Here is an 18,119-nt window from a genome sequence, read left to right on the forward strand (position 1 = left end):
TACCAAAAATATGGTAAAATGGCACTTGACTGTAATTCACTGAAATCGCTTGGAGGAACACAAATGTTTAAAGATTTGTATTTATTTATGAAGGACATTTATCAGAACAGAAAATTACTGCTACAGTTTTCGATCAATGACTTCAAATCAAGATATGCAGGATCGTTTTTAGGGATCTTATGGGCGTTTATCAATCCGTTATTTACTGTATTGATTTATTGGCTGGTATTTGGCGTTGGATTGAAAGCACAAATGATCGATGCAAAATACCCATTTATCGTATATTTAGTTACAGGGATGATTCCTTGGTTCTTCTTCTCTGATGCCTTTGCATCAACTACGGTTGTTTTTCGGGAATATACTTATTTAGTAAAGAAAGTCGTATTCAATATTCGTATCTTGCCCACGACGAAAATCCTATCCAATTTGTACACCCATTTATTTTTCATTCTGATTGGCATAGCTGTTGCGCTTATAAATGGTATATATCCTTCAGCCATGTCTTTACAGCTGATTTACTATCTATTTTGCATGTGTGCTTTCTTGACAGGATTGACTTGGCTGACAGCATCCATCCAACCATTTTTACCAGACATCATGCAATTGATTACGATCGTCTTGCAGTTGATCATGTGGACGTTGCCGATATTATGGAGCCCGAACCAGTTTGACTCAGGTCTTGTAAGCATATTGAAATTAAATCCGCTGTACTATGTTGTCCAAGGCTATCGTGAGTCGTTTTTAAGTGAAGCTTGGTTCTGGGAGCATGGAACATATACTTTGTATTTCTGGGTGTTCACATTAGTAATGTTCGTAATCGGCTCTGCAGTGTTCCGTAGATTGAAACCACATTTTTCAGATGTGCTGTAAGGAGAATAGCTATGACAGAATATGCAATTAGACTAAAAGATATCACAAAATCTTATAATATGTACGCAAAACCGTCGGATCGATTTCGTGAAGCTCTTAATCCTTTTAAGAAATCCTATCATGATGTGTTTTATGCGTTGAAAAACGTGAATGTAGAAATAAAAAAAGGTGAGATGATCGGTTTCGTTGGAGAAAACGGATCCGGAAAATCTACGATGTTGAAAATCATTACAGGGGTACTGACACCAACATCCGGTACGATGGAAATCGAAGGGAAAATCTCTGCTTTGCTAGAACTAGGTTCAGGATTCAATCCTGAGTATTCTGGCTATGAAAATATCTATTTAAATGGGATGGTACTAGGCTTTTCAAGAGAAGAAGTCGATGAAATGGTCGATGATATCATTGAATTTGCTGACATCGGCGACCATATTTATCAACCTGTAAAAACTTATTCAAGTGGGATGTTCGTTCGTCTAGCTTTTGCTGTAGCAATCAATGTGAATCCTGATATTTTGATTGTAGATGAAGCATTGGCAGTAGGAGACCTTGAATTTCAACTAAAATGTATGGAAAAATTTACAGAAATCAAGAACTCGGGAAAGACGATTTTATTCGTTTCTCATGATATCAGTTCGATTCGCCGTTTTTGTGATCGTTCCTATTGGTTGAAAAACGGAGAAGTCGTCGAATATGGCGATACGATGGAAGTAACGACGAATTATGAAAACTTTTTAAAGAAAAAATCAGTTAAAACAGTGGATCGGAATAAAAACCAAGTAGAACGGTTCGCCGCTCCAGATATCGTCGACGTGACGAAAGCGGAATTGTTGGATAAAGACAAAAATCCGGTGGATATGCTGGAACAAGGAGAAAAACTATACGTTAAAGTAACTTATGAAGTAAAAGATGATACAATCAAAAATCCGGTTTTAGGAATTGCGCTACGAACAGTCGACAATTTTTATGTGTGCGGACTCAATACTCTACTAGATGGTATCAAGATTCCTTGGAAAAAAGGAGAGAATATCTTTTATCTGGAGTATGAAAAGTTAGGTTTGTTAGCTGGTGAATATTATTTTGACGTTGCGGTCTTTGAAGAAAATGCAACGGTTCCTTTGGTATATAAGACAAAGTACATGAATTTGTTTGTCAGCGGTTCTTATATCGGAGAAGGCATCGTGGTCTTAGACCATAAATGGGAAGAAGGGACTCATAGCAATGAAATATGATTTTGAAATGGACCTAGATGAACAAAGCAGTGTGGGAAAAATTGCCGCACAGATCAAACCAGGAAGTAAAGTTTTAGAGTTTGGTCCCGGAAACGGCCGATTAACGAAACATTTAATCGGTGCAAAACAATGTGAAGTGAGCATTGTTGAGTTAGATAAGGAATTGTTCGATTTTGTCAGCGAATTTGCTCAAGATGGATTTTATGGTGATATTGAAAGTTTTGAGTGGGCAAACTATTATGCTGGACAGACATTTGATTACGTCTTGTTTGCGGATGTTTTAGAACATTTGGTAGATCCTGGAAAAACATTGAAGAAAGTCAGAGAATTTTTGAATGAAGAAGGAGAGATCCTGATTACATTCCCTAACTTGGCGCATAATTCTGTCATGATCGATTTGTTCAATAACCAATTGCCGTGGGCTTCTTATGGTCTCCTAGATGAAACCCATAATTCTTTTTATACTCATGATGGCTTCCAAAAAGTTTTTGAAAAAGCGGGATTATTCATTAATATTGAAGATTACTTGTACTTAGCTGTAGGGGATACAGAATTAAAATCAACTTATGAAGAGTTGCCGGAAGCTGTACGCTATGATTTCAAAATGCGACCATTTGGTGAAGTCTACCAATACTTTTTCTCATTGATGAAACATCCAGTAGCACAACGTTCCATTGCACAGCCACAAAATTCTAATTATGTAAAAGTGTTAGAAGTAACCCAGCAAACGAAACAAGATGAAACAATCCAACAAATACCATTCAATAATTTCACAGGGGAAAATGAGACACTAAGTTTCCCCGTGTCAGAAGCAACAGAAAGAATGGTGTTTCGCTTCGCACAGCAACCTAGCTTTATCGAATTCAGCGCAGAAGCTGCTGGAGAAAAACTCACATTTATCGATTCGAATGCTGTAGTCAAAACAGTAAATGATTGTTATTTGTTTGATGGGAAAGAATTACCAGAGTTCGTTCTAACGGATATTTCTGGGAAAGAAGTGACGATCCATTGTCACTATCGCTTTATCGGGGAATTGACACCAACAATGAAAGAATTGTTGGAAACGATTCGTCCCATGGCTGAAGTCACAAAGCAGCTTTCTGAGAAAAATGATGAATTAGAAAGAGAAAATCATCATCTTCTTGAGGAAAATACAAGTCTAAATCATATGTTAAAAACAACCACAAATCGCTATTGCACATTGTTGGAAAGTGATGAATGGACAATCAAACATAGACTAGGACGACGTAAGAAAGAAACATCGAAAAAAATCCAAGAAAAAGAGCTTTCTATATGTATTGACGAGAAAATCTGGGATGCAGAAACAAAAATATTAAAAATCATCGGATGGGGAATCGCTAATTCGGATCGCCAGCCATTGTCCTATAAGTTATCAGCTGACCAATCGCCATTTTTCGAAGCAATTCCTGTTTCACGAGAAGAAGTCAATCAAGCAGAACAGCTCGCAAAAGGAACAGAAGCGGGATTTGAATTACGAATCCTTTGCGAGCAAGAACGTTCATTCTTAGTGGAAGCAGTAGCTCAAAATGGCCAATCATGGATCATTGAAATGTAAATAATGATTAACTTATAAAGATAAGGAGTAAACGAATCGTGCAAAAAAAAGAAATTGCCGTATTTATCGATCAAATCACTCGTGAACGGGCCACTGGCGATTTGCTTATTGTGGGCTGGGCAATTGATGAAGTGACCAAAGAAATCCCTACGATAAAGGTAGAAAAAGAAAATGTGATTGCTGAAGCGACACATGTCGTAAGATTGGATATCAATCATTTATATAATCTTGATGTTAAGACCCAAAGCGGTTTTAAGGTACGTTTATCAGGGAAAATGAGAGGAAAAGCAATCTTAGACTTCCAAACAGCGAGACATCAAAATGGCATAGCTGTGAAATTAAACGGTAAATACCCTTATGATGACGGCATTGAATCTTCATGGGAAAGAAAAAAAAGATTACTGAAAAAAGGGATAAATTATGCAAGGACTCATGGCGTAAAAAAAGCGATCCGTCGGGTCAAATTGGAATTGAAGCCAGGATCGATCGACTATGCAGAGTGGATCAGTCGTCATGAGAAACCTGATCTGAAAGAGCAAAGGAAAGAAGTACAAGGATTTGCGTACCGTCCATTGATTTCCATACTTATGCCTGTCTATAACGTTGAAATCAAATGGCTCGAAAAATGCATTGATTCGGTACTGGATCAAACGTATGCTCATTGGGAACTATGTATCAGTGATGATGCTTCCACTGATCCAGCTATCCGAAAGTGTCTGGAATCCTATCAAGCAAAAGATGATAGAATCAAAGTCGTTTTCCGACAAGAAAATGGACACATCAGTCTGGCAACTAATTCTGCATTGGAAATGGCAGAAGGAGAGTTTATAGCACTCTTAGATAATGATGATGAATTACCGCCATTTGCATTATATGAAGTGGCAAAAGTGCTAAATGTACATCCAGAACTGGATTTGATCTACAGTGACGAAGATAAAATCGATGCAGACGGCAATCGCTTTGATCCGCACTTCAAAGCAGACTGGTCTCCTGATACATTGATGGGAAATAATTATATCTCTCACTTAGGCGTATATCGAACAAGCATTGTTAAAGAACTTGGCGGTTTCCGTAAAGGCTATGAAGGTTCTCAAGATTATGATTTGGTCCTTCGTGTGACAGAACAAATCCCTGCAGATCATATTTACCACATTGACCGAGTCTTGTATCATTGGCGGACGATCCCAGGGTCAACTGCAAGTAATGGTGAAGCCAAAAGTTATATCTATGATTCCGGAGTGAAAGCATTGACAGATGCCCTGTTTAGAAGGAACATCAAAGGAAGCGTACGTCCTGGCAGAATTTCTGGATTTTATGAGATTACTTATGACGTCTTGCAAGAGGATTTGGTCAGTGTGATCATTCCAACGAAGAATGGCTATGAAGATCTAAAAACTTGTGTGGATTCGATCATCGAAAAAACGTCTTATTCAAATTATGAAATCATTATTGCGGATAATGGAAGTACAGATCCCAAAATGCAAGAATTATTTGCAGAATACAAGCATCAACTGAAAGACCGCTTTATCGTAGAATTGATTGACATTCCATTCAATTATTCTCGAATCAACAATCTAGCAGCAGAAAAAGCAAATGGCAAATACTTTTTATTCTTGAATAACGATACAGAAGTGATTGAGCCAGATTGGATGACGGCGATGGTTTCTTATGCACAGTTTGATCGAATCGGCTGTGTAGGAGCAAAATTGTTTTATCCAGATGATACGACGCAGCATGCAGGAGTATTATTAGGAATCGGTGGTGTTGCAGGGCATGCATTGAATAACTATGATCGAACACATTGTGGTTATTTCGGCCGATTGGTCATTGACGTCAATTACTTAGCAGTCACTGCAGCTTGTATGATGGTCAAGGCAGCTGACTTCAATGCTGTTAACGGGTTTGATGAAACATTAGAAGTAGCATTCAACGATGTTGACTTGTGCTTGAAAGTTTATGAACTGGGTCGTTACAATGTCTATGCACATCAAGCGGAATTGTACCATTTCGAATCTAAATCAAGAGGTTATGAAGATACACCAGAAAAACAAAGACGTTTTGCTGGGGAAATCAAAAAAATGCAAGATAAGTGGCCTTCTTATATTGCTCATGACCCATTTTATAACGATAATCTAACTAAAGAAGGAATCGGCGATTTTTCGTTGAGACCTGATTGATCAAAAGAACTGTATTTTCATTTTTATTGATGAAAATACAGTTCTTTTAATTCAGAAATACACATACAAGCATACAATAGTTGCCTTTTCTAGTTTCTTTTAATTTCTTTTACAATTTGGTTATTCACTAGGTTTTTAAACTTTGCTATGGTAAGATGATAGAGGCATTATTTTATGGTTAGGAGTGTATATATGAATAAAAATGGGGAGTGGAATGCGGCACGCAGGATATTCATTATCATCATGGATGTACTTGTATTGAATGTGTCGATCTATCTTAGCTTTTTGCTGAAGTTCCAAGGAGAAGTCCCAGCAAGAAACTTAGAGACCTTTCAGCATTCAGCAGTTTTTATTTCCATTATCTTTATTGCGTTGAATATTTTGTTAGGAGCTTATGTATTCTATAACCGAATGATCAGTGATATCGTCTTCATTACTGTTATTGGACAGGTGCTGATAGCATTGGGGATCATGGTGGTTACTTTTGCTGGACGTTGGTTTGCATTTCCGCGTGGCGTCATCGTGCTCTCGTTTATACTTGGCACGATATTACTTAGCGTTTATCGGATAGTCGTTTATAAACTATACTTAAGAGTCAGTCGTGATAAGAAAGTACTTATCGTAGGTTTGGAGAAAGATGTCGCACCAGCGATCCAAAACTTTCAATCTAAGAAAAACAACAAACATAAGGTTGAAGCAGTAGTGATCGACAATTATTATGAAAACACAAAAAAATTGATTGATGACATCGATATTGTCTACTTGGCTTCAAAAATCCCAGAAGATGAAAAAATCAATATTTATCAATTAGTGACTAAAAAAGAGAAGAAGCTGTTTTTAAATACAACTTTTGAAAATTTAACGATGATCAATCCGAACATCATGAATTTCGAAGATGAAAGTATCATTGAAGCTTCCGGTTTCAAAATTCAGCCGGAATATGAATTATTCAAACGTCTCTTTGATATCATCGTTTCGCTTATTTTATTGATCCTCGCTTCACCTTTTATGCTAATCACAGCGATTTTGGTAAAAACAACTTCACCTGGACCAATTATTTATAAACAAGTACGTATTACGAAAAATCAAAAGGAATTTTCAATCTATAAATTTCGTTCCATGAGTGCAACAGCTGAAGCAAAATCAGGACCAGTCTTGGCAAAGAGCAATGATGCACGTGTGACACCAGTAGGCAAATTTATCCGTGCCGTACGTTTTGACGAATTACCTCAAATCTTTAATGTATTGAAAGGCGATATGTCGATTGTCGGACCACGTCCAGAAAGACCATTTTTCGTTGATCAGTTCAATGAAGAAAATCCTTATTATTATTTAAGACACAATGTACGTGCAGGGATTACCGGATATGCACAAGTATACGGAAAATATGTATCAGATTATAATAGTAAACTACGTTTTGATTTGTTGTATATCAAAAAGTATTCCTTACTATTAGATTTGAAGATTTTACTTCAAACAATCAAAATCTTATTTGATAAGATGTCCTCACAAGGACTAGATGAAGATGAAAATATCAGTTCATTAGCAGAAATCGACTTTTCACAAGAGAAAATTTATCGCTAAGCTGGAGGAAAGAAATGAAATGAGCCATCCGATATTTAGTATAATTGTTCCAGTTTATAATGCCGAAGACACGATCGTTCATACAATAGAAGTTTTAAAAAATCTGGCATTTGAAGAATATGAAGTGATTTTGGTCAATGATGGGTCAACTGACAAAACAGAGCAGCTGATTCAGTCAGCTATCCAAGGAGATAGTCATTTTCAACTTTTTACAACCGAAAATCAAGGACCTGGACTTGCTCGAAATGAAGGCATCAAGCAATCTACAGGAAAATATGTATTATTTTTCGATGCAGATGATGAGCCAGTCAAAGAAATTTTGGCAGATTATCAGCAGTTGTTTGAACAGTATCCTGAAGCAGATCTGCTTATCAGTTCTTTTATATTCCGCACGCTAAGCGGGGAAGAAATCATTTCGGAAAAGGACTATCTTGTTCCAGAATACCAATATACAAATCATGAACAGTTCGTGGATGATATGTATCAACTGATGAATCAGCAGTTGATGTATGTGGTTTGGAACAAATGTTACAAGAGGGAAATCTTGATGGAAAAACAGATTCTATTCAAAAATTACAGCAGTTGTGAAGACCGTATCTTCAATTTGAACTATTATGAACATTGTCAGCAAGTAATATTGAATCCAAGAATCGAGTATATCTATCATTTTGAAGGTGGAAAAGGGATAACCAACCAATATAAACCGAATAAATTTGAAACCTTTAAAGAATTTTATGAATTAGCAAATGTCGTGACAAGTGATAAAGACAAACCAGGTATGGCTTCTCTTCTTTTAAAAGGAACAACCTCTGTCATTTTTTCTATTTATGAGAATTCTGAGCGGACTGCTAAAGAAAAAAGAGAAGAAGCCATGCATATCTTGAATGATCCAGCCATCCAAGAAGCTAAAAAGGTTGCATTGACTGATTCCAGCGCGAAAAAAGTAACAAAATGGCTGTATAATTTGCCGGCTCCTCTATTATTATCTGCGGTGAAAGCCGGCAGCTTTGTGGAAGTGAAAATGCCAAGCATCATGGCATTGTTGAAGAGAGTTTATTAAAAAAGTCGGAATAAGGGGTTGTGACTGTCTTTTGTCACAACCCTTTTAAAAACAAAAAATAGCTATTTATCTATCCGTTTTCAGTCAGTAAAGAAAGAACCACTTGCATAAGATTGAAAACCGCCTCTATTTATGAGAAAATAGGGAAGATTAATAAAAGAATGGTTGAGGCAACTATAATGTACAGTACAGATCCTGAATTAAAAAAAATTCAAAAAGTAAATCTCGAAATGGCACAATACTTTGTAGATTTTTGTAAAAGTCACGATTTGTTGTGTTATTTTTGTGGTGGCGGCGCAATCGGAGCAATTCGACATAAAGGTTTTATCCCATGGGATGATGATTTAGATTTTTTCATGCCTAGAAGGGATTATGATCGCTTAGCTGAATTATGGGAAACCGGCCCACAAAAAGATAAATTTGTTTTATTAAGACCAACTCTGACGAATCACGATCGGAACTCCTTTACAACTATCCGTAACGTCCAAACGACCTTTATCAAAACGTATCAGGAAGATTTAGATATCCCTCATGGTATCCAATTAGATATTTTTCCGTTAGATACTGCACCTGAAAAGCAAGCAGAACGGAAAAAGCAAAAGATATGGGCAATGATCTATGCGCTTTATCGAAGTCAGCAAGTACCGCAAAACCATGGGAAAGCAATGGAATTAGCTGGAAAGTTATTGTTAAATAGCGTATCCGCAAAAACGAAGTATAAAATATGGAGATATGCTGAAAAGCAGATGACCAAATACAATGATAACCCGACGAATTTCGTTACAGAACTTTGTGTCGGTCCACGATATATGGGAAATGTTTATCCTGCAAAAGACTTTGAATCTGCTGTGTGGGTACCATTCGAAGATACAGAGATGCCAGTACCAATTGGCTATGATCATTATTTAAGTCAAGTTTTTGGCGACTATATGCAGCTTCCCCCTGAAAAAGATCAGGTTTCTCACCATGAAGCAGTTTATATTGACCCAGAACATTCATACAAAATGTACAAAGGAAAATATTATTTAACTAAAGGAGCAGAAAAAAAATGATTACAGCTATTATTATTGCCGGCGGTGTCGGTAAACGTATGGGACAAGATATCCCAAAACAGTTCATTACAATTGAAGGTAAACCTATTATTATCTATACGTTAGAATCATTTCAAAAACATCCACAGGTCGATCGGATTTTAGTCGTTTGTAAATCTGGCTGGGAAGAAACGATGTGGGCGTATATCAAAGAATTCAACATTAGCAAAGTCCAATGGGTCATTACAGGGGGATCAAAAGGACAAGAGTCGATCAATAATGGTGTCCAGTTTTTGAAAGATTACTCTGAAGACGATGATACGATCATCATCCATGATGGTATCCGTCCACTAGTAGACGAACTAGTATTGTCAGATGTAATCGTTAAATGTAAAGAATTTGGTAATGGCGTAACCTCTCTACCTTACAATGAACAAATTTTTATCAAGAAAACAGAAGAAACGACGGAACAGTATGTCGATCGTAACACATTGCGGCGTGTCTCAACTCCACAAGCTTATCAATACGGAAAACTACGGGCAGCATATGACCGAGCAGTGAAAGAAGACATCGGTATGACTGATTCTTCCTATACAAATACCATGATGGTAGATTTAGGAGAAACTTTATATTTTGCTGCTGGTTCTGATAAAAATATCAAATTGACAACAACAGATGATCTAGAATTGTTCAAAGCATATTTAAAAATGAAAGACTAGGAGAAAGATGATGACGTTGATTAAACAACCAATGTACCAAAAAGATTTGGCAAAAGTGATCAATCATACACCAAAAATAAAACAGCTACATGGCAAATCCGTTCTGATGATTGGCGCTTCGGGAATGATCGGCTCTTTTTTGATTGATACGTTGATGGCTGCTAATGAACAACTAGACATCAAAATCAAAGTATATGCTATGGGCAGAAACCGTCAGAAGCTTGAAAAAAGGTTTGCCAGTTATCTTGCCTTAGATACTTTCGAAATTGTTGAAGGTGACGTCACAGAACCCTTACCAAAAGAAATTCAAGCTGACTATTTGATACACGGTGCAAGTAACACACATCCTAAGGCTTACGCAACTGATCCAATCGGTACGATCATGACTAATCTTGCAGGTACAGAGCAAGTATTGAAACATGCAGTAGCAACCCAGCCTGAGAGAGTATTATTTTTATCAACAGTAGAAATCTATGGCGAAAATCGAGGCGATATAGAAAAATTCACAGAAGATTACTGCGGGTATATCGATTGTAATACACTGAGAGCAGGCTACCCTGAAGGAAAAAGAGTCAGTGAATCATTATGCCAAGCCTACATCGCAAAACACGACCTCGACATCGTGATTCCAAGGCTCTGCCGTACGTTTGGTCCGACAATGCTTTTATCTGATACGAAAGCATCCTCACAATTTATTTTAAATGCAGTCGAACAAAAGGATATTGTTTTAAAAAGTGAAGGAAATCAATATTTTTCGTATGTTTATGTTGGAGATGCTGTTTCTGCTATTCTTCATTTACTGCTTGAAGGAGAAAAAGGAGAGGCGTACAATGTTTCTTCAGAAAACTTTGATTTACGACTAAAAGAATTAGCACAACAGCTAGCTGATATCAGCGGCAAACAAGTAATTTTTGAATTGCCGGATGAGATTGAACAAAAAGGTTTTTCAAAAGCTAGTACAGCGATACTTGATAACAAGAAAATCAAAGAAAATGGTTGGTATCCAATATTTGAATTGAAAGAATCATTGATACACACAGTAGAATTAGTTAAAGGTGAGAAGCAAAATGTGTGAGATTAGTATTATCATGACGGTTTTTAATGTAGAAAAGTATTTAGCTAAAGCAATTGATTCTGTTTTGTTACAAACATTTGCTGACTTTGAGTTAATTCTTGTAGATGACGGATCCTCTGACCGTTCGGGGGAAATATGCGATGAATATCAACAAAGAGACAAGCGCATAAAAGTAATACATCAACCTAATAGTGGTGTCAGCTCAGCCAGAAATACAGGTTTAGAAAATGCACAAGGAAAATTTATCGGTTTTGTTGATAGTGATGATTATATTGAATCTGATATGTATGAATTTCTATATAATAACTTGATTGAAGAAAAAGCGGATTTATCTATCTGCGGAATCTACGATGTTTATGAAGGTAAAGAACCTCAGGCAAAGACACCTGGTCATTACGTATTAACAAAAAACGAAACTGTTAAAATGATATTGGAAGCAAAAGTGATATCTGTCCATCCGGTAAATAAATTATATAAAAAAGAATTATTTAATCATATAAGATATCCAATTGGAAAAATTACGGAAGATGGGGCAGTAATGTTCCATTTGTTAGAAAATGTAGAAAAAGTTGTCGTAGATATGACACCTAAATACTATTATTACCATAGAACGAATAGTATTACGACTTCTCCTTATTCCGAAAAAGATCTGAGTACAATAGAAGCTTGGGAAATGAATGAGAAGTATATTGCAACGAATTATCCTGAATATTCAGATATTGCACATACTAGAGTTTGTTGGGCATATTTCATTGTCTTAGATAAAATAATGATTAGTCATGCTGAGAAAAAAAGTACTGTTACGAAACAAATTGTTGATTTTTTAAGGAAAAACTATACTTTTATACTACGTAGTCCATATTTCACTAGAAACAGAAAAATAGCTGCAACTGTATTGCAGTTGAATGTGAGATTGTATAAGAAACTTGCAATTTTGGAAGATGAGAAATACAAAAGTAAAAATAGTTAGGTGAGTGTGTAAAAAATGGATTCTGTTAAGTTTCATAAATACTCAGAATATAGTAAAAAAGGGTTTATTTTAATATTTGGGATAGCACTGATTATTCGTATCATCAATTACTACAGTCTGATTCCCTCAAAATATGATACCTTGCTGTTTACACTGATTACGGTATGGGCAGCATTAATCACTGCAGTAGATATATTTACTAAGAATTTCAGCTTGAAAAAAGCAGATTACCTGCTTCTAGCTTTCATACTAGCCATACTATTATCCACATTTTTAAACGGTCCTGCCGGAATCGTCGATAATATCAAGTTAGTAATTTGGCAATTTATTTATCTCTTTGTCGTTTTTCGTATAGGTAGGGAGGACCATTTCAAACAAATCATTCCTATGTTTGAAAAAATATTGCTTGCTTGTTGGAATCTCTTAGCTCTTATCTCTTTAGGAATGTTTGCATTAAATTATTCCTACGTACAGGAGTTAGATAAATTCTATAATGGGTTTAGAGCAGGATTTGTCGAGAACCGTTTGTATGGTGTTTTTTCTGACCCTAATTTTGCCGGTGCAACTTCTGTAGCAGTTGTTTTTCTTGCTGTAAAGCTATTAATGACGAATAAAAACAAAATGGCAAAAATTTATAGCATAGTTACGATCCTTCTTCAATTTGCTTACATCATTTTATCTGGATCAAGAACAGCAGAGATTGCTTTGGTATTGTGTGCTTATTTTGCTATCTTCTTTATTGTCTATAACCGATTTGGGAAGACGATTGCTTCTAAATTGTTATTGGCAGTAATCTGTGGGGTTATTGGAACTGGAGCTGTTTTAGGAATTGCTGAAGCAGGGAAATATGCTGCCCCTAAATTGATCAATATAACAGCAAGATATGTTCCTAGAAAGTCTGAAAATCCAGATAAAGATCAGAATTCTATCAGTTTAAAACGGGATGATGTTGTAAATAAGGACGATGTGTCTAATAATCGTTTTGCTTTATGGAAAAGTTCGTTTGAGATTTTTCAAAGTAGTCCGCTTGTCGGGAGTTCACCTCGTAATTTGGTTAATTATGCTCAAAAAGAATTACCGAATACGTTCATTGCAACAAAAAAACAAACTTCCCATAATTTTATCTTCTATTTATTAGCAACAACAGGTCTGTTAGGGACTATACCGCTACTTGTATTTCTTGGAATTAAGATTTGGAATACATTGCGACAACTATTTATGCGTACTATAAAAGACTACGATTCGTATGTGTTAAATACCATGGCAGTACTTGCAATTTTGATTTCTGCTATGTTTTTAACAGAACTCGTTTTAGTAAATAAAATAGGAAGTTTTATTTTCTGGTTGTATTTAGGCGGAATTTCTGCATTTGAATACACTAAAGTAAAAGGTGAGTGAATAATGAAATGAAAAAACTAACGAATGAAGATATCCAGCGTATAAGCGTAGATATCTTAGTATATATTGACAAATTATGTAGAGAACACAATATTGATTATTCTATCTTTTACGGGAGTCTGATTGGTGTTGAACGACATAAGGGGTATATTCCGTGGGATGATGATTTAGACATCGTCTTAACAAGGCCCAACTATGAACGACTACTTGAGTTGCTCAAAAAACAAGAAGACTATCTTCTTTTAAGTCCGGAAAATACTGAGAATTATCGTTATGCGTTTGCCAAATTAGTTGATAAGCATACAAAAGCGGTAAGCAAGCAATATTATAATAGTGAGGATGAAAATCTTGGCGTTTATGTCGATATTTTCCCTATTGATGGGTTCCCAACAGATTTGAATGAACGTAAAAAATTTGGTGAACTTTGCGAATTATATCGAGCGAATATGGTTTTTTCTTTGAATCACTCTTATGCTATTTCACGTTCTTGGCTGAAAGCTAAAGCTAAAAGAATTTTATACTATCCAAAATATCGTAAATTACTTCGCCAAGGGGATTATAACTACTGGAAAAATAAATATGAATCTCTAGTAACAAAATATCCGTTTGAAGAAGCAGAATTCTGTGGATATATGGAATTCATCAACATCTATTGGGGTGTTTTTCCAACTGACTGGTTCAAAGAATATGAAGATGTAGAATTTGAAGGACATACTTTTATGGCTATTAAAGAAAGAGATAAATTCTTAACTCTTAGATATGATAACTATATGGAATTACCGCCTGAAGAAGAAAGAGTCACACATCATCCATACGATTTTTATTTTAAGGATTAAGAAGATGAATACGAGGTTTATATAATGAATGAAAAATTAACAACTTCTGTGGTAATGGCTACTTATAATGGTGAAAAGTACATCATAGAGCAATTAAAATCACTTCGTGACCAGACGAAATTAATTGATGAAGTTTTGATTTATGATGATGGCTCTCAAGACAAAACAGCAGATTTAATCCGGAAGTTTATTGAAAAAAATAAGCTGGACAACTGGATATTCAAAGTAAATGAGAAAAATCGCGGATGGCGAGATAACTTCATGGAACTTCTTTCTGCAGCTACCAAGGAAATTATATTTACTTGTGATCAAGATGATATATGGTTACCCGATAAAATCGAAAAAATGTGCGCACCATTTGAGAAAAATAAAAATATCTCAGTTTTGGTTTCTGATTATACTGAAATAATTGAAGAGACAGGTAGTTCTGCTAAATTAAGAAAACTTAAGACTATCGACGAAGATGGTGCATCAAAAGTAGTCTTTCGCTCAGAAAATATTTTATTGAAAAGACCAGGGTGTGTATTTGCCGTAAAAAAAGAATTTGTTCCAAAAGTACAAGAATACTATACCATAGCCGAAAAATCAGCTCATGATTTAGCAATGTGGGGTGCAGCTTTGATTTTTGATCAATTATACTATTTGCCCATACCTACAATTAAATTTAGAAGACATGGGGATAGTTCATTTCAAAAAGAAGTATCTACTGCAAGAAAACAAAATGGAATCTATGATGGTAGGATTAATACATTAAAAAGATTCAATGTTCGTCTAGATTCAGCAAAAATGTTTATGAAGAAGCAGGAATCTATTGAAAATATAGAACAAAAAGAAATGATTATAGATAAGATGAAAAAAGAAAATCTAATGCGAATCAATATTTTAACAAAGAAAAAATTGAGTTCTGTTTTCGCAAATGCATTTCGCTATAAAAATAAATTTAATTATGCTGCTGATTTATACCACGTCTTAAAATTGAATAAAAGTAAGAGGTCATGAGTATGAATGAAAAAGCAAAATCAGTAGTAAAAAATTTATATTATACAGTAGCCGCAAATTTTGCTACATTAGGTATCTCAATCCTACTAAATTTATTCGTGCCAAAATTATTAGGAGTAACTGAGTATAGTTATTGGCAACTATATGTATTTTATTCTTCGTACGTAGGCTTTTTGCATTTTGGATGGATTGACGGTATTTACTTAAAAATAGGCGGGGAAGAGTATAAAGATATCGATAAACGTTCATTAGGTTCGCAATTTTGGTATCTAACGATTTTTGAGTTCTTTGTTTCAATAGCTATAGTTATTTGGGCTTATTTCTTTATGCCAAACAGTTCCCAATCACTCATTTTAATATTGACAGCTGTCGTTTCAGTGATTACGATTGTCAAAACTTTTATTCTGTATATTTTCCAATCGACGAATCGAATAAAAGAATATGCGCAGCTTTCTCGGAATGATCGATATCTTTATGTCTTATTTATTGCTATTTACTTTGCTTTAGGCGGTAGAGATTTTTATTGGCTGATTATTATGGATATTGCTTCTAAATTGATTGTGACGCTTTGGGGAATGACTCGAGTCAAAGATATGTTGCAAATCAATATGATGGGTCTAAAAGAACTTGTCCCTGAAATTTTTGATAATATCAACATCGGTAGTAAGTTAATGTTGAGTAGTATTGCTAGCATGCTCATTATTGGAACTATTCGGTTCTTTGTTCAACAACGATGGTCAATCGAAACTTTCGGTAAACTGTCCTTTACGCTGAGTATTTCAAATATGTTCCTAACATTTGTTAATGCAGTAGGAATTGTTATGTTTCCATTACTAAGAAGGACAAATCAGCAAAGGCTACCTGAATTATTCCGTGTTTTACGTGATCTATTTGTTCCATTAACATACGGTTTGCTGTTATTTTACGTTCCAGCAAAAATCGTTTTGACCATGTGGCTACCCGAATATACGGAAAGTCTGAATTTTATGGGAATCTTGTTTCCGATCGTTATTTATGAAGGAAGAATGTCTTTACTTATTAATACGTATTTAAAGACTTTGCGTAAAGAAAAAACGATATTAATGGTCAACGTGATGACGCTATCCTTTTCGTTAGTGGCTTCATTAGTCATTATATTTGTGATAGGTAACTTGAATTTGGCAGTAGGCTTGATATTGTTGAGTTTAGCGTTTCGCTGTAATTTAGCAGAATATTTTCTTTGTCGTGGAATGAAATTACCTGTTGGATACAGACAGTTGGTAGAAACGATTCTAACGATTGCTTTTATTTTTAGTAACATCTGGTTTGGCGGTGACTTTATTAGTCTAGGTATCTATAGCTTGATTTATGTGATTTATTTGCTATATGTACATCGCAGCTTCCTTGCGAGCTTTGGCGAATTTCGCTTGTTATTAAAAGAACGTTAAGCTATATTGAAATATAAAATAATGCAGAGTAGGTTCGGCTAGAATTTACTCTGCTGTTTTTATATTTTTGAAGCGATTAATTTGTAGAATTCGGCTATCAGTCCATTTAGACTGTGTATTCTTTATATAGTTTTTCCTGGCTAAAAATGGTAAACTAACTGTATTAAGTATGAGAATGCATAATTGGAGTGAAACTTGTGGATACTATATTGATTACTGGCGGAGCTGGTTTTATCGGTTCAACGCTAGCAAATTATTTGGGAAAAGAAAACAAAATCGTAGTAGTCGACGATTTATCAATGGGAAAAAAAGAAAACTTGGATATGGAGAAACAAGTGACTTTCATTGAGGGGGATGTATCAGATTCTCAATTGATGGAAAGAATCATGAAAGAATATCAGTTTGCCTATATTTTTCATCTAGCTGCTGTAGCTAGTGTGGCAGATTCTGTAGAACGGCCTGTAGAAACACATCGTGTAAATTTTGACAGTGCGCTTTTATTGCTTGAGTTAGCACGGAAATATCAATCTAATTTAAAACGATTAGTATTTAGTTCATCAGCTGCAGTTTATGGTGATGAACCAACACTGCCAAAAAAAGAAGAATCAGTCATCCGTCCATTAACACCATATGCTATCGATAAATTTGCAGCAGAACAATATGTTTTGGATTACTGTCATTTATATGATGTTCCAACAAGTGCTGTCCGATTTTTTAACGTTTATGGCCCAAATCAAAATCCGAGCTCTCCATATAGCGGAGTCATTTCGATTCTAGTGGATCGTTACAAAAAACAATTGGCAGGAGAAAAAGCGGAATTTACTTTATTTGGCGATGGGAGTCAGTCTAGAGACTTTGTTTATATAGAAGATGTTATACAAGCACTTTTACTTGTTGCCAAGGAAGAAAAAGCTTTAGGACAGCAATTCAATGTCGGTACAGGAAAAAGCACTACGCTACTTGAATTGATCCATTCAATTGATCAAATCTTAGGAACAGAGCTAGCGCTTAAATATGAAGCGGAGCGTTCAGGGGATATTCGTGATTCCTTAGCGGATATTTCAAAAATTCGTTCTTTAGGCTATCAGCCTAAATTTGATATATTGAGCGGAATGGAACGGTATTTAAAGTCAGAAATCAACTAAAACAAAAACCAGCAAGATGC

Annotated in this window: 15 protein-coding genes; all 15 read left to right on the forward strand. The window is 35.4% G+C overall.

The window, feature by feature from the left end; translation table 11 throughout:
• Positions 1 to 63 precede the first annotated feature (63 nt).
• The 15 genes from HMPREF2988_RS12520 to HMPREF2988_RS12590 all read left to right on the forward strand — a co-directional run bounded on the left by HMPREF2988_RS12520 (position 64) and on the right by HMPREF2988_RS12590 (position 18,099).
• Complete coding sequence (locus tag HMPREF2988_RS12520) at positions 64 to 870, forward strand: ABC transporter permease (protein ID WP_002289081.1); 807 nt, start codon at positions 64 to 66, stop codon at positions 868 to 870.
• 11 nt (positions 871 to 881) lie between these two features.
• Positions 882 to 2,102: an ABC transporter ATP-binding protein gene (locus HMPREF2988_RS12525; protein ID WP_002289079.1), complete on the forward strand. Its 1,221-nt coding sequence runs from the start codon at positions 882 to 884 to the stop codon at positions 2,100 to 2,102.
• Positions 2,092 to 3,678 (forward strand): class I SAM-dependent methyltransferase, encoded by a 1,587-nt coding sequence (locus HMPREF2988_RS12530; protein ID WP_070770745.1) that lies wholly within the window; start codon positions 2,092 to 2,094, stop codon positions 3,676 to 3,678. Before HMPREF2988_RS12525 ends, HMPREF2988_RS12530 begins: the two co-directional genes overlap by 11 nt.
• A gap of 38 nt (positions 3,679 to 3,716) precedes the next feature.
• Positions 3,717 to 5,855 carry a glycosyltransferase family 2 protein gene (locus HMPREF2988_RS12535; protein ID WP_070770746.1) on the forward strand — a complete coding sequence of 713 codons (2,139 nt, stop codon included), beginning with the start codon at positions 3,717 to 3,719 and terminating at the stop codon, positions 5,853 to 5,855.
• A gap of 192 nt (positions 5,856 to 6,047) precedes the next feature.
• Entirely contained in the window at positions 6,048 to 7,439 is a 1,392-nt protein-coding gene (locus HMPREF2988_RS12540) for a sugar transferase (RefSeq protein ID WP_002322621.1), read from the forward strand.
• 19 nt (positions 7,440 to 7,458) lie between these two features.
• Positions 7,459 to 8,499 (forward strand): glycosyltransferase family 2 protein, encoded by a 1,041-nt coding sequence (locus HMPREF2988_RS12545; protein WP_070770747.1) that lies wholly within the window; start codon positions 7,459 to 7,461, stop codon positions 8,497 to 8,499.
• Between the two features lie 179 nt (positions 8,500 to 8,678).
• The gene (locus HMPREF2988_RS12550; protein WP_002314203.1) at positions 8,679 to 9,551 is read left to right on the forward strand and encodes a LicD family protein; all 873 of its coding nucleotides are present in this window, start codon (positions 8,679 to 8,681) and stop codon (positions 9,549 to 9,551) included.
• Positions 9,548 to 10,249 carry an IspD/TarI family cytidylyltransferase gene (locus HMPREF2988_RS12555; RefSeq protein WP_002310302.1) on the forward strand — a complete coding sequence of 234 codons (702 nt, stop codon included), beginning with the start codon at positions 9,548 to 9,550 and terminating at the stop codon, positions 10,247 to 10,249. Before HMPREF2988_RS12550 ends, HMPREF2988_RS12555 begins: the two co-directional genes overlap by 4 nt.
• 7 nt (positions 10,250 to 10,256) lie before the next feature.
• Positions 10,257 to 11,324, forward strand: a complete 1,068-nt coding sequence (locus tag HMPREF2988_RS12560; protein WP_002316952.1) for an NAD-dependent epimerase/dehydratase family protein — start codon at positions 10,257 to 10,259, stop codon at positions 11,322 to 11,324.
• Positions 11,317 to 12,294: a glycosyltransferase family 2 protein gene (locus HMPREF2988_RS12565; protein ID WP_002339636.1), complete on the forward strand. Its 978-nt coding sequence runs from the start codon at positions 11,317 to 11,319 to the stop codon at positions 12,292 to 12,294. Before HMPREF2988_RS12560 ends, HMPREF2988_RS12565 begins: the two co-directional genes overlap by 8 nt.
• Before the next feature lie 15 nt (positions 12,295 to 12,309).
• Positions 12,310 to 13,692, forward strand: a complete 1,383-nt coding sequence (locus HMPREF2988_RS12570; RefSeq protein ID WP_070770748.1) for an O-antigen ligase family protein — start codon at positions 12,310 to 12,312, stop codon at positions 13,690 to 13,692.
• 8 nt (positions 13,693 to 13,700) lie between these two features.
• Complete coding sequence (locus HMPREF2988_RS12575; RefSeq protein WP_002339638.1) at positions 13,701 to 14,528, forward strand: LicD family protein; 828 nt, start codon at positions 13,701 to 13,703, stop codon at positions 14,526 to 14,528.
• Between the two features lie 24 nt (positions 14,529 to 14,552).
• Positions 14,553 to 15,527, forward strand: a complete 975-nt coding sequence (locus HMPREF2988_RS12580; RefSeq protein WP_002339639.1) for a glycosyltransferase — start codon at positions 14,553 to 14,555, stop codon at positions 15,525 to 15,527.
• 2 nt (positions 15,528 to 15,529) lie between these two features.
• The gene (locus HMPREF2988_RS12585; protein ID WP_070770749.1) at positions 15,530 to 16,954 is read left to right on the forward strand and encodes a lipopolysaccharide biosynthesis protein; all 1,425 of its coding nucleotides are present in this window, start codon (positions 15,530 to 15,532) and stop codon (positions 16,952 to 16,954) included.
• A 197-nt stretch (positions 16,955 to 17,151) separates the two neighbouring features.
• A complete protein-coding gene (locus HMPREF2988_RS12590; RefSeq protein WP_070770750.1) occupies positions 17,152 to 18,099 on the forward strand; it encodes an NAD-dependent epimerase/dehydratase family protein in 948 nt (315 codons plus the stop codon).
• Positions 18,100 to 18,119 lie beyond the last annotated feature (20 nt).

The sequence above is a fragment of the Enterococcus sp. HMSC061C05 genome, assembly GCF_001814765.1.
Classification (GTDB): domain Bacteria; phylum Bacillota; class Bacilli; order Lactobacillales; family Enterococcaceae; genus Enterococcus_B; species Enterococcus_B lactis.